A 12,726-nucleotide genomic window follows, 5' to 3' on the forward strand; every position below is an offset into this window, starting at 1 on the left:
TTGAGCCTAGCGCATCGGCCCGAAAATCGAAATCGATTTTCGGAAAGCACGGTGCGCAGATTCAAGGACTTACAGCATTCTTGGTGCATGGTTCGGCAAGGTCACTATGAGGGAGGCAGTGGTTGCAAAACCGTTTGCAAATACCTCGGTCCTGCCGCCCCCCCCTCATAGTGACCGTGTCGAATCACGCACGACGCTGTTGCCACGAGACCAGACATCACCGAAATCGTCATATGTCCCGCATTGTGCGGCTTGCGCAAACCCATCCTTTGTGGTGCAACCGCGCACCTTCCCGCCTGGCTACAGCATTCTGCAGTCAGGCGGACTCACCTGACATCCGCGGAAATGCGGAAAACAACGCAATGGAGCGTCCCTTGTGCGTCCAAACGGACGCACGGCGCTGTAGTCGTGCCTGATGTTTGAAGCAAGCCTCGAAATTCTTCTTCTTCTGATTTTGGTCGGATTCTTTGCCGGTTTCATGGACGCCATCGCCGGTGGCGGTGGCCTGATCACCATTCCGGCCCTGCTGCTCGCCGGCTTTCCCCCGGTCCAGGCGCTCGGAACCAACAAGCTCCAAGGCCTGTTCGGAACGGGCGCGGCAGCCTATGCCTATGCCAAGGGCGGACACGTCAACATCGGCGGCCAGTTGCGACCGGCGCTGCTCGCTTTTATCGCGGCGATCGCCGGCGCATCGGTCGCCACCATCCTGCCCGCGGCGCTTCTGTGCGGCATGATGCCGGTGCTGCTGATCGCTGTCGCCGTCTATTTCGCCTTCAAGCCGAATCTCAACGACATCGATCGGGCACAGCGCCTCTCGCCTGCCCTGTTCGGCTTCACCGTAGCGCCCTTTCTCGGCTTCTACGACGGCGCCTTCGGCCCGGGAACGGGATCGTTCCTGATGCTCGCCTTCGTCGGCCTGGCCGGCCAGGGCGTCCTCAAGGCCACCGCGCACACGAAATTCCTCAATTTCGCCTCCAATGTCGGCGGCTTCGCCGCCTTCGCCGTTTTCGGCGCCATTTCCTGGAAGACGGGGCTTCTGATGGGCATGGCGCAGATCGCCGGAGCGCGGATCGGCGCGGCCTTCGCCATGAAGAAGGGCGCACGCGTGATCAAGCCCCTGCTGGTGCTCGTCTGCCTGGCGCTGGCCGCGCGGCTTCTGAGCGACCCGGACAACCCGTTGCTGCGCTCTATTGGTCTATAAGTCGCCGGCCCGGCTAGGGTTCTGTCTCATGACAGAATTCGAGGACCACATGACACTCAACCCACCCACCAAGCTCGTCTTCCTGCTGAGTCTCGTGATCGCCATCGTCGCGATCGTCGCAGCCTTCAACGTGCTTCCGTTCCTGCCCGTCCCGGCCATGTGGATCATGGCGATCGCCTATGTGCTGCTGGCGGCGGGCTGCGTCTTCAAGGGAATGTAGACCGACGCGCTTCGTTTTTCGTCGGCTGCAAGTTCCCCTGCAGCGCCCTTTATGCGCCTGAGCGGACGCACAAAGGACGCTGCAAGTTCTCGAATATGCGCATCGAATTCTCCGAAAGGCTGATTCGGCTTTCGACCCCAAGTCCGGCCGCTTCCGCCATTGCCAGGCCGCACCGCCGGGCGACCCACTTGCCAAAGGATGGCGGGTGACATTTCTTGAAGACTGGCGGGCCGCGCCATGCGAGGCTGCGACGCGTTCAAGAATGGGAGACCGAGCATGATCGAGACCGTTGCCGAACCACCACGGATCTATCCCACCTTCCGCTACCGCGATGCCGCCCGCATGACGGACTGGCTTTGCGAGGCCTTCGGCTTCACCATCCATTCCAGGCACGAGAACCGGGGGCGCCTGGTGCACGCCGAACTGGCGTTCGGTTCATCCATGATCATGCTCGGCGAGACCGCAGAGGACGAATATGGTGCGATGATCGGCGGCCCCGGACATGCCGGCGGAAAATCGGTCTATATCGCGATCGACGACCCCGACCGCCTCTTCGCCCGCGCCACGCAGGCGGGCGCAAAGATCCTGCAAGGTCTGACCGAGCGGGACTACGGCAGCCGCGAGTTCATCTGCGCAGATCCTGAAGGCAATATCTGGTGCTTCGGCACTTACTGGCCGAAGGCCGGCTGACTTCAGCGCGCCGCAGCCAGCAGCGCATCGCAATCGAGATGGGCTTCCAGCCTGGCCGCGACGGCGTCGAGCGCCGCCTCCACCGACCGGCGGTGATCGGCGCCGCCGGTCTCGATGCCGAAGTCGCGCAGGAACCGGGCGCGGAACCGGTCGGAACCGAACAGCCCGTGGAGATAGGTCCCGAACACCTTGCCGTCGGCCGACATCGCACCGTCCAGGCGGTCATCGATCAGTGCCACCGGCCGGCCGCAGTCCGGCCCTTGCGTGCGTCCGATGTGGATCTCGTAACCCGAGAGCGGCACGTCGTAGCGCGGCGAGTGCGCCAAAACCTCGCGCACGGCCTTGTGCGGCTGCATCGTGGTTTCGACATCAAGCAGCCCCAGCCCCTCGGCCCGCCCCGCCTCGCCCTCCAGCCCCTCCGGGTCGTCGACGAAGCGGCCGAGCATCTGATAGCCGCCGCAAAGGCCGGCGATGTGACCGCCGCGCGCCCGGTGCGCCCTCAGGTCCTCGTCCCAGCCCTGCCGGCGCAGGAAGGCGAGATCGCCCACCGTCGACTTGGAGCCGGGGATGACGACGAGGCCGGCATCGCGAGGCAGCCGCTCGCCCGGCGGCACGAACACCACCTCGACCTCCGGTTCCGCCGACAACGGGTCGAGATCGTCGAAATTGGCGATGCGCGACAGCATCGGCACGGCGACCTTCAGCTTCGCGGCCAGCGGGCTCGCGCGGCGCGCCAGCGTCACCGAATCCTCGGCCGGCAGGCGGGCCGCCTCATGCAGCCACGGCACCACTCCGAAGGACCGCCAGCCGGTGAAGCGGTTGATGGCGGCAAGCCCCTCGTCGAACAGCGAGAGATCGCCGCGGAACTTGTTGACGATATAGCCGGCGATCATCCGCCGGTCCTCCTCGTCGAGGATGAGATGGGTGCCGGCGAGCGCGGCGATCACCCCGCCGCGGTCAATGTCTCCGACCAGCACCACCGGCACGCCGGCGCGCGTGGCAAAGCCCATATTGGCGATGTCGCGGGCCCGCAGGTTGATCTCAGCCGGCGAGCCCGCCCCCTCGACGATGACGAGATCGGCTTCGGCGCGCAGCCGCTCGAACGATGCCAGCACCGCCTCCAGAAGCTCGCCCTTGCGCTGCTGATAATCGTGCGCCCTGGACGAGCCGCGCGCCTTGCCGTGAACGACGAGCTGCGCGCCCGTGTCGGTCTCCGGCTTGATCAGCACCGGGTTCATGTCGACGCTCGGCGCCACGCCGCAGGCCAGCGCCTGCAGCCATTGGGCGCGGCCGATCTCGCCCATCTCTCCGGTCCCCGGGATGGCCGCGACAGCAGCGTTGTTGGACATGTTCTGCGGCTTGAACGGGCGCACGGTGAGGCCGCGCTGGCGCGCCACCCGGCACAGGCCCGCCACCAGAACGGACTTGCCGACATCCGAGCCCGTCCCCTGCAACATGATGGCTCGCGCCATGGTTTCTGCCTCTTGTCGATCGTCCGTGTTTGACGCACAGCGCCTTTGTCGCGCCTCGCGTTGCGCGGACCACTCAATGCACTAAACTCGGCCGACAGGGAAGGAATTCCATTTCGGGAGGTCGTCATGGATGCCAGCGTTTCGCAAGGCGCCGAACAGTTCGAGCTGAACGCCGATCAGCGCGCCATACAGGAAATGACGCAGAGTTTCGCCGCCGACCGGGTGGCGCCCCATGCGCTCGACTGGGATCGCGACAAATATTTCCCCGCCGACGTGGTGCGCGAGACCGGACCGCTCGGCTTCGGCGGCATCTACATCCGCGACGATGTGGGCGGCTCCGGCCTCGGCCGGCTCGACGCGGTGCTGATCTTCGAGGCGCTGGCCGCCGCCTGCCCCGGCTTCTCCTCCTTCATCTCGATCCACAACATGGCCGGCTGGATGATCGACACCTTCGGCAGCGAGGAACAGCGGCAGCGCTTCCTGCCCAAGCTGACCTCGATGGAATGGCTGGCGAGCTACTGCCTGACCGAGCCGGGTTCCGGCTCCGATGCGGCGGCGCTCAAGACGAAGGCGGTGAAGGCGGGCGGCGACTATGTGCTGAACGGCACCAAGCAGTTCATCTCCGGCGCCGGCGACAACGATCTCTATGTGGTCATGGTGCGCACCGGCGAGGACGGACCGAAAGGCGTTTCCACCCTCGTCGTGCCGAAGGATGCGCCGGGGCTTTCCTTCGGGCCGGCCGAGCACAAGATGGGCTGGCACATGCAACCGACCCGCCAGGTGATCTTCGAGAACTGCAAGGTTCCGGCAGAGAACCTGCTCTCCCGCGAGGGAGCCGGGTTCGGCATCGCCATGGCGGGGCTCGACGGCGGCCGGCTCAACATCGCCGCCTGCTCCCTCGGCGGCGCGCAATCGGCGCTCGACAAGGCGCTCGCCTATACGGGCGAACGGCAGGCCTTCGGTCAGGCGATCAACCGTTTCCAGGCGCTGCAGTTCAAGCTCGCCGACATGGAAACCGCCGTCCAGGCCTCGCGGATGATGCTTTACACGGCTGCATCCAAGCTCGACGCCAAGGCAGCGGACGCCTCAAAATGGTCGGCCATGGCCAAGCGCTTCGTCACCGACACCTGCTTCGATGTCGCCAACGACGCCCTGCAACTGCATGGCGGCTACGGCTATCTGCATGAATACGGCGTCGAGAAACTGGTGCGCGATCTGCGCGTGCACCAGATCCTCGAAGGGACCAACGAAATCATGCGTGTCATCATCGCCAGGCATCTGGTGGGAAAGGGATGAAGAGCGAATAGGGAATAGCGAAGTAGCGAATAGGGATTAGGGTGATCTTGCTTCTGGGTTGTCGATGAGTTCTCCACTATTCGCTATTCCCTATTTCGCTATTCCCTATTCGCTTTTCATCTTCCGGAGGACGCTTCACATGGCCACCATCGCATTCATCGGTCTCGGCAACATGGGCAATCCCATGGCCGCCAATCTGGTCAAGGCCGGGCACACGGTGAACGGTTTCGATCTCGTCACCGAAAATCTCGAAACCGCCGCGAAAAACGGCGTCACCGTCATGGCCAGCGCCCATGCGGCGGTGAACAAGGCGGATGTCGTCGTCACCATGCTGCCCGCCGGCCGACATGTGCTCGCGGTCTACCGTGACATCGCGCCGAAGGCCGCAAAGGGAGCGCTGTTCATCGATTCCTCGACCATCGACGTCGATTCGGCCAAGCAGGCCCATGCGATCGCCACCGAACACGGGCTGCTGTCGATCGACGCGCCGGTCTCCGGCGGCGTCGGCGGGGCGCAGGCCGGCACACTCACCTTCATGGCCGGCGGCTCGAAGGACGCCTTCGCCAAAGCCGAGCCGATCCTGGAACCGATGGCCGGCCGCATCGTCCATTGCGGCGAGGATGGAGCCGGACAGGCGGCGAAGATCTGCAACAACATGATCCTCGGCATCTCCATGATCGCGGTCGGCGAGGCCTTCGTCCTGGCCGAGAAACTCGGCCTCTCGCACCAGGCGCTGTTCGACGTCGCCTCCACCTCTTCCGGACAGTGCTGGTCGCTGACCAGCTACTGCCCGGTGCCGGGACCGGTGCCCGCCTCACCCGCCAATCGCGACTACAAGCCCGGCTTTGCCGCCGGCCTGATGCTGAAGGATCTGCGGCTGTCGCAGGAAGCGGCGCAAAGCGCCGGCGCGGCGACACCGCTCGGCGCCGAAGCCACGCAGCTCTACGCGTTGTTCAACGCGATGGGCCACGAGGGCACCGACTTTTCCGGCATCATCAACTTCCTGCGCGGGCAGACGGAGGCGAAAAAATAGGACGCCGGCAAAAAATATTCGAATTTAAGCTTCGCGCTAACTTCCCGGTAACCATGAGCCGCTAAAAGTTGGGACGAGGCGGCGTTGAAGCCTCCCCGGCCCCGGATAAGGTCTCGCGTACCGGAGCGGGAAGCTTTCGCAGCGTATCAGTCCCGTGAAAGCCACTGTTTGCGTAACGTAAAACCGCGTCTCTTCCATCTCGAAGAAGCGCGGTTTTTCTTTGCCCGCATCGCGCTTGCCCGACATCGTCATCCGCCTCATCGGGCGCGCCTGAAGCGACGGCCGAATGTCGCATCTCTGGCGCAACGGGTCGCCAGGCCGGTCATGACCCGGCGCTTTTGACCGCATCATGTGGACGAGCGCAGCAGCCGGGAGACCATCATGACGGACGACCTTGCCACCGCGGAACAGCTTCCCGGCCGATCGCGGCGCGGCGGCCGCGCGGGAAAGCGCAGCGGCGGCTCCACCTTCGAGCAGCCGCCCTTCCGCCGCCTCGTCAACCCGTATGAGCCGACCAGGATCGTCTCCGACGACGAATTGGAAGCGATCCACCTCGCCTCGCTCACCGTCCTGCGCGACATCGGCCTGGAGGTGCTGCACGACGAGGCGCGCGCCATCATGAAGGCCAACGGGGCGGATGTGCGCGAGGACACGCACCGCGTCCATTTCGATCCCGACCTGGTGCTCGAACTGATCGCCCATTGCCCGAGCGAATACGAGGTGCACGCCCGCAACCCCGCGCACAATCTGCGCATGGGCGGCCGCAACCTCCTCATCGCGCAGATGGCCTCGGCGCCCAACTGCTCGGACACGGACCGCGGCCGGCGGCCGGGCAACCGCGAGGATTTCCGCAACTTCATAAAGCTCTCGCAGATGCACAACATCGTGCAATGCCAGGGCGGCTATCCGGTGGAGCCGGTCGACATCCACCCCTCGATCCGCCACCTCGAATGCCTGCGCGACATCGTCACGCTGACCGACAAGGCCTTCCACATCTATTCGCTCGGCAGGGAGCGCAATCTCGACGGCCTGGAGATCGCCCGCATCGTGCGCGGCGTCAGCCACGAGGACTTCGTCAACGAGGTGTCCTGCTTCACCATCATCAACACCAATTCGCCGCTGAAGCTCGACATCCCGATGATGGAGGGCATCATCCAGATGGCGCGCCACGGCCAGGCCGTCATCGTCACGCCCTTCACGCTGGCCGGTGCCATGGCCCCGGTCACCATCGCCGGCGCCGTCGTGCAGCAGAACGCCGAGGCGCTGGCGGCGATCGCCTTCGCGCAGATGGTCCGCAAGGGCGCCCCGGTCGGCTATGGCGGCTTCACCTCGAATGTCGACATGCGTTCCGGCGCGCCCGCCTTCGGCACGCCCGAATACATGAAAGCGCAGCTTCTGGGCGGACAGCTCGCCCGCCGCTACCGCATCCCCTACCGCAGCTCCAACACCTGCGCTGCCAACACGGTGGACGCGCAGGCCGCCTATGAAAGCGTCTTCTCGCTGTGGGGCTGCATCCAGGGCGGGGCCAACATGATGAAGCATGGCGCCGGCTGGCTCGAGGGCGGCCTGTGCTGCTCCTACGAGAAGATGATGCTCGACATCGATCTCCTGCAGATGATGGCCGAATTCCTCGAGCCGCTCGATCTGTCCGAGGAGGCGCTCGGCGTGGAGGCGATCCGCGAGGTGGGACCGGGCGGGCACTTCTTCGGCTCGCCGCACACCCAGGCCCGCTACAAGACCGCCTTCTATTCGCCGATCATCTCCGACTGGCGCAATTACGAGACCTGGGCGCTGGCCGGCTCGCCGACCGCCATCGACCGCGCCAACCGGCTCTGGAAGGAACGGCTCGCCCTCTACGAGCCGCCGCCCATGGACGCGGCGATCCGCGACGAACTCGACGCCTTCGTCGAACGCCGCATCCGCGAAGGCGGCGCACCGACGGATTTTTGAGATGCCGGCGCCTGTCCTCGCCCCTCACCCTTACCCTCTCCCCGCAAGCGGGGAGAGGGAGGGGTCAGCGTCGCCACCTCGCCCTTCTCCCCGCCTGCGGGGAGAAGGTGCCGGCAGGCGGATGAGGGGTCGCGCCGGCATCGGACGTAAGCACGCACCCTAATTGACAGGCAGAACCTCATGAAATCTCATGCAAAAGCAGTGGTCATCGGTGGCGGCGTCGTCGGCTGCTCGGTGCTCTATCACCTGGCGCGCGCCGGCTGGAGCGACGTCATGCTGATCGAGCGCTCCGAGCTCACCTCCGGCTCTTCCTGGCATGCCGCCGGCGGCTTCCACACGCTCAACGGCGATCCGAACGTCGCCAAGCTGCAGGCCTATACGGTGCAGCTCTATCGCGAGATCGAGGAGCTTTCCGAGCAATCCTGCGGGTTGCACCTGACCGGCGGCGTGATGCTCGCCGACAGCCCCGAGCGCATGGACTTCCTGCGCCTCGCCCACGCCAAGGGGCGTTATCTCGGCATGGAGACGGAGCTCATCACGCCATCGGAGGCGAAGGCGATGTTCCCGCTGATGGATGAGCGCCACTTCGTCGGCGCCATGTGGGATCCCGTGGAAGGCCATCTGGACCCGTCGGGCACCACCCACGCCTATGCCAAGGCGGCGCGCAAGCTCGGCGCCGAGATCGTCCTCAGGAACAGAGTCACGGAACTCACGCAAGCCATTGACGGGACATGGAACGTGGTCACCGAGCAAGGCACGGTGAAGGCCGAGCACGTGATCAATTGCGGCGGCCTGTGGGCCCGCGAGGTGGGCCGCATGGTCGGCCTCGAACTGCCGCTGCTCGCCATGGAGCACATGTATCTGCTCACCGAGCCGATGGCGGAGGTGGAGGAGTTCAACCGCGCCACCGGCCGCGAGATGATCGGCGTGATCGACTTCAAGGGCGAGATCTACACCCGCCAGGAGCGCAACGGCATCCTGCTCGGCACCTATGAGAAGGCGGCCAGGCCCTGGTCGGAGCGAGAGACCCCCTGGGATTTCGGCCACGAGCTTCTGGAGCCGGACATCGACCGCATCGCTCCGTCGCTGGAGGTGGGCTTCCGCCATTTCCCGGCGCTGCAGAACGCCGGCATCAAGCAGGTCATCAACGGCCCCTTCACCTTCGCGCCGGACGGCAACCCGCTGGTCGGCCCGGTGCAGGGCCTCACCAATTTCTGGGTCGCCTGCGCGGTGATGGCCGGCTTCAGCCAGGGCGGCGGCGTCGGCCTGGCGCTCGCCAACTGGATGGTCGAGGGCGATCCCGGCTTCGACGTGTGGGGCATGGACGTGGCGCGCTTCGGCGAATGGGCGAGCCTGCGCTACACCAACGCCAAGGTGCGCGAGAACTATTCGCGCCGCTTCTCGATCCGCTTCCCCAACGAGGAGCTGCCGGCCGCCCGGCCCGCCCAGACGACGCCGCTCTACGACATCATGACCCGCGACAACAACGCGGTGATGGGCGACAGCTGGGGCCTTGAGACGCCGCTCTGGTTCGCGCCGAAAGGCACGGAGGCCAGGGACATCGTCTCCTTCCACCGCTCCAACGATTTCGAGCATGTGGGCAACGAGGTGCGCGCCGTGCGCGAGCGCGTCGGCGTCACCGAGATCGCCAACTTCGCCAAATACGAGATCTGCGGCCCCGGCGCCGGAGCCTATCTCGACCGGCTGATGACCAACCGCATGCCGAAGCCCGGCCGCATCGTGCTGTCGCCGATGCTCAACGAGTTCGGCAAGCTGATCGGCGACTTCACAATCGCCAACCGGGGCCCCGCGGCTGGCGGCGAGCGCTTCATGATCTGGGGATCCTCGGCCGCGCAGATCTACCACATGCGCTGGTTCGAAAGGCACCTGCCGCCCGACGGCTCGGTGCGCATCCACCGCTTCGACCAGACCCTGGTCGGCCTGTCGATCGCCGGCCCGCAATCCCGCGCCGTGCTCGAAAAGCTGGTCGACACCGACGTGTCGAAGGATGCCTTCCGCTTCATGGATTTCCGCGAGATGGCCGTCGCCGGCGCGCCCTGCATGGTCAACCGCCTCACCTATACCGGCGATCTCGGCTACGAGATATGGATGCCGCCGGCCTATCAGCGCCGCGTCTATGAGGCGATCAAGGAGGCGGGCGGCGCATTCGGCATCGCCGATTTCGGCATGCGGGCGCTGCTGTCCATGCGGCTGGAGAAGAACTTTCCCACCTGGTTCCGCGAGTTGAGGCCGATCTACGGCCCCTTCGAGGGTGCCATGGAGCGCTTCGTCCGGCTCGACAAGAACGATTTCATCGGCCGCGAGGCAGCCGCCAGGGAAGAGGCTGAAGGGCCGAAGCTGCGCCGCGTCTCCTTCCTGGTCGAGGCCGAGGGCGCCGACGTGATGGGCGACGAACCCATCTGGGCGCGGGTTGGAGACAAGGATTTCGGGACGGTCGAGAAGCCGCACGGCTTCGGCGCGCCGCGCTTCGAGGCGAGCGGAAAGGCGGTCAACGGCAGCAGCGGCGCCGTCAAGGGCATCGCCGACGGCGACTGGCGCGTGGTCGGCTGGATCACCTCCGGCGGCTATGCGCATCACGTCGGCCGGTCCATGGCGCAGGGCTACGTGCCGGCCGGGCTCGCTACGGACGAACGCGACGGCCTGTTCGAGATCGAGATCCTGGGCCAGCGCCGCCCTGCCCGCATCAACCTCCTGCCCCCGTTCGACCCCGAAGGCGAGCGGATGCGCGGATAGGGGGACCGACCACGCTCACCGCTCAGCCATCGTGCGCGATGCCCGGTTGCACCGATGCCGTGCGTGGTTCGACAAGCTCACCATGAGGGAGGTAGCGCTTGGCGGGAAGCCTTTTCCGGGACGTCGCGGATCGGTTCTGCAGCCGCTATCTCCCTCATGGTGAGCTTGTCGAACCACGCACAACGCCAATGCCACAAGACCAGGCATGACCAAAATCGTTATCGTTCGAGCGGTTCAACCTACATGGGTGAAGTCAAGCGCCGTCCGCGACGACGCCCAGCACCGCGCGCAGCGCTTCAAGCGTTGCGGGATCGGTGCTGCGGCTGGTGATGTAGGGCAACCCCGGCCGCCGTGCCGTCCATCCCACAACACACAGAGCCGATGCCGCCGGCTCGTGTTCCCGGGCCAGCACCCAGCTGCGGCAATCGACGGCGCAAACATCCGCCCGCCCTTCGGCAACCGCGACGATCGATGCCCGGTGCGCTCCCGTCGCGAGGCGGGCGGCAAAGATCGCCAGGCTTTCGCCGGCCGCGTTGAGGTCGCGCGAGATGCCGAACAGGCCCGACATGGAGTTCATGTCGTTATAGGCGAAGCGCACCCCGCGCAGTCGGCCGAGCGGCAGACGGGCGGCCCCATCCTGCGGCGCCGGCACGCCTTCGCCGTCGCGCATCAGGATGACGCTCGAATAGAGCGGCCCCTCGCCGCCTTCGAAATCCGAATAATCGGGCTGACCGATCACCTGGACGTGCTCCTGCAGCCCCGCCTCCATCGGCCCCCAGCAGGTCTGCCCGAGAAGCAGGCGCGGGTCGCGCCACAGGGCCTGCAGATCGTCGGAGCGCGTCAGGTCCTCGGGCACGCCGATGCCCCTGCCGCTGAGCGCATCGCGCCATTGATGCCATTGCGCATCCGTGGCCGCGCGACATTCGGGCCAATCATACATCGGCAGGGTCGCAAGACCGGGCGCAGCGGCGGAAAAGGTTCTCATGCAGATAGTGTCGGCGGAGGGGGGTGTGTTGGCAAGAAAAAGCTTAGTCTTTTGCCGGCTTTGCCGGAACCGGGACACTGCTGCCCACGCCGCCGAGCGCGCGGCCATGCGCCCTCGGGCGGAAGGCGCGCGGCTTGTCGGGCTCGCGCCTCAGCACCGGGTGCGGCACGGGCTCCTTGGCGCGAAAGGCGAAGTCCTTGAACAGCGCCAGATAGTTGGCATAGGCGTAACCGCCATTCATCGCCAGCCATTCGGCGCGGCGGGCGCGGAACTCGGCCGGCAGCCGATACCAGGGCACGCCCGGCATCTTGTGATGCACGAGATGCAGGTTGTTGTTGAGGAACAGAAGCGCGAGCGGCGAGCGCTCGACGATGATGGTGCGCCCGTCCGGCCGCTCCGACCATTGGTGTTCGGCGAAGGTGCGCACCGAGATCAGCGATTGGCCGAGCCAGCCCGGCACGAGAATGTAGAGCCAGAGCGGCATGGAAAAGCCGTAGGCGATGACCGGCAGCACGAGTGCCAGCCCCGCGAAATGCAGGATCCAGGCGGTGCGGACGCCCTTGGCGCCGTCGCGGACGAGCTTCGCCTCGGAGGCGAAGAAACCGATGTTCATGATCAGCGGGCCAAGCACGAAACGGCCGAGCATCGTGTTGTTGATCTCCAGCACGAGGCGCGCCCAGCGCGGCAGCTCGCGGTAGTGCCACAGGGCCTTGTAATAGCTCTCCGGATCCTCGAACGGGTCGGTCAGCCGCTCGTCGGCATGGTGGCGCAGGTGCAGCGCCTTGAAGCGGCGATAGGGATAGACGAGACCGATGGGCAGGAAGACCAGCGCTTCGTTCAGCCGGGCATGGCGTGTCGGGTGTCCGTGCAGGCATTCGTGCATCAGGGAGGAGTGCAGCGCGACAGCGATTGTCAGGAGGGCCATCGCTGCCAACGGCCATTGCGGCCAGAGCAGATACCCCGCTGCCGCCCACAGGCCGTAGCAGGCCAGGATCAGCGCAAATGTAGGCCATTCAAGCGCCGGACGGCTGCCGCGCCGGCGTTTGTCGTTCATGCTCATTGCTGTCCCAATTCCGCGCCGCACCCAAACCCGACTCGGCGGCGCATTCTTGTTTCTGACAGGAG

At 65.8% G+C, this 12,726-nt stretch carries 10 protein-coding genes; 7 read left to right on the top strand and 3 right to left on the bottom strand.

What is annotated here, in order from left to right:
• Positions 1-415 precede the first annotated feature (415 nt).
• From NUU27_RS08625 to NUU27_RS08635, 3 genes are all read left to right on the top strand, one after another.
• Positions 416-1,201 carry a TSUP family transporter gene (locus NUU27_RS08625; protein WP_257761684.1) on the top strand — a complete coding sequence of 262 codons (786 nt, stop codon included), beginning with the start codon at positions 416-418 and terminating at the stop codon, positions 1,199-1,201.
• A 28-nt stretch (positions 1,202-1,229) separates the two neighbouring features.
• Positions 1,230-1,421, top strand: a complete 192-nt coding sequence (locus NUU27_RS08630) for a hypothetical protein (protein WP_257761725.1) — start codon at positions 1,230-1,232, stop codon at positions 1,419-1,421.
• Positions 1,422-1,697: 276 nt separating this feature from the next.
• Positions 1,698-2,111, top strand: a complete 414-nt coding sequence (locus NUU27_RS08635) for a VOC family protein (protein ID WP_257761685.1) — start codon at positions 1,698-1,700, stop codon at positions 2,109-2,111.
• Positions 2,112-2,113: 2 nt separating this feature from the next.
• On the opposite strand, the gene NUU27_RS08640 is transcribed toward NUU27_RS08635, so the two are convergent.
• On the bottom strand, positions 2,114-3,583 hold the full coding sequence (locus NUU27_RS08640) for a cobyric acid synthase (RefSeq protein WP_257761686.1): 1,470 nt from the start codon (positions 3,581-3,583) through the stop codon (positions 2,114-2,116).
• A 126-nt stretch (positions 3,584-3,709) separates the two neighbouring features.
• Between NUU27_RS08640 and NUU27_RS08645 the strand changes: the two genes are divergently transcribed.
• The 4 genes from NUU27_RS08645 (at position 3,710) to NUU27_RS08660 (ending at position 10,616) form a co-directional block, all read left to right on the top strand.
• Positions 3,710-4,879, top strand: coding sequence for an isobutyryl-CoA dehydrogenase (locus NUU27_RS08645; RefSeq protein WP_257761687.1), 1,170 nt, complete (start codon positions 3,710-3,712; stop codon positions 4,877-4,879).
• Between the two features lie 139 nt (positions 4,880-5,018).
• Entirely contained in the window at positions 5,019-5,912 is an 894-nt protein-coding gene (mmsB, locus tag NUU27_RS08650; RefSeq protein WP_257761688.1) for a 3-hydroxyisobutyrate dehydrogenase, read from the top strand.
• A gap of 381 nt (positions 5,913-6,293) precedes the next feature.
• On the top strand, positions 6,294-7,862 hold the full coding sequence (locus NUU27_RS08655; protein ID WP_257761689.1) for a trimethylamine methyltransferase family protein: 1,569 nt from the start codon (positions 6,294-6,296) through the stop codon (positions 7,860-7,862).
• 180 nt (positions 7,863-8,042) lie between these two features.
• Positions 8,043-10,616 (top strand): FAD-dependent oxidoreductase, encoded by a 2,574-nt coding sequence (locus NUU27_RS08660; RefSeq protein WP_257761690.1) that lies wholly within the window; start codon positions 8,043-8,045, stop codon positions 10,614-10,616.
• A 253-nt stretch (positions 10,617-10,869) separates the two neighbouring features.
• On the opposite strand, the gene NUU27_RS08665 is transcribed toward NUU27_RS08660, so the two are convergent.
• Positions 10,870-11,601, bottom strand: coding sequence for a phosphate/phosphite/phosphonate ABC transporter substrate-binding protein (locus NUU27_RS08665; RefSeq protein ID WP_257761691.1), 732 nt, complete (start codon positions 11,599-11,601; stop codon positions 10,870-10,872).
• Between the two features lie 43 nt (positions 11,602-11,644).
• Entirely contained in the window at positions 11,645-12,661 is a 1,017-nt protein-coding gene (locus tag NUU27_RS08670) for a fatty acid desaturase (RefSeq protein WP_257761692.1), read from the bottom strand.
• Positions 12,662-12,726 lie beyond the last annotated feature (65 nt).

The sequence above is a fragment of the Nitratireductor sp. ZSWI3 genome, from assembly GCF_024655565.1.
Classification (GTDB): domain Bacteria; phylum Pseudomonadota; class Alphaproteobacteria; order Rhizobiales; family Rhizobiaceae; genus Nitratireductor.

Excerpts from the sequence above, each read along its gene's own strand:
- NUU27_RS08625 (WP_257761684.1), top strand. The coding sequence starts at position 416 with ATGTTTGAAGCAAGCCTCGAAATTCTTCTTCTTCTGATTTTGGTCGGA.
- NUU27_RS08630 (WP_257761725.1), top strand. The coding sequence starts at position 1,230 with ATGACAGAATTCGAGGACCACATGACACTCAACCCACCCACCAAGCTC.
- NUU27_RS08635 (WP_257761685.1), top strand. The coding sequence starts at position 1,698 with ATGATCGAGACCGTTGCCGAACCACCACGGATCTATCCCACCTTCCGC.
- NUU27_RS08640 (WP_257761686.1), bottom strand. The coding sequence starts at position 3,583 with ATGGCGCGAGCCATCATGTTGCAGGGGACGGGCTCGGATGTCGGCAAG.
- NUU27_RS08645 (WP_257761687.1), top strand. The coding sequence starts at position 3,710 with ATGGATGCCAGCGTTTCGCAAGGCGCCGAACAGTTCGAGCTGAACGCC.
- mmsB (WP_257761688.1), top strand. The coding sequence starts at position 5,019 with ATGGCCACCATCGCATTCATCGGTCTCGGCAACATGGGCAATCCCATG.
- NUU27_RS08655 (WP_257761689.1), top strand. The coding sequence starts at position 6,294 with ATGACGGACGACCTTGCCACCGCGGAACAGCTTCCCGGCCGATCGCGG.
- NUU27_RS08660 (WP_257761690.1), top strand. The coding sequence starts at position 8,043 with ATGAAATCTCATGCAAAAGCAGTGGTCATCGGTGGCGGCGTCGTCGGC.
- NUU27_RS08665 (WP_257761691.1), bottom strand. The coding sequence starts at position 11,601 with ATGAGAACCTTTTCCGCCGCTGCGCCCGGTCTTGCGACCCTGCCGATG.
- NUU27_RS08670 (WP_257761692.1), bottom strand. The coding sequence starts at position 12,661 with ATGAGCATGAACGACAAACGCCGGCGCGGCAGCCGTCCGGCGCTTGAA.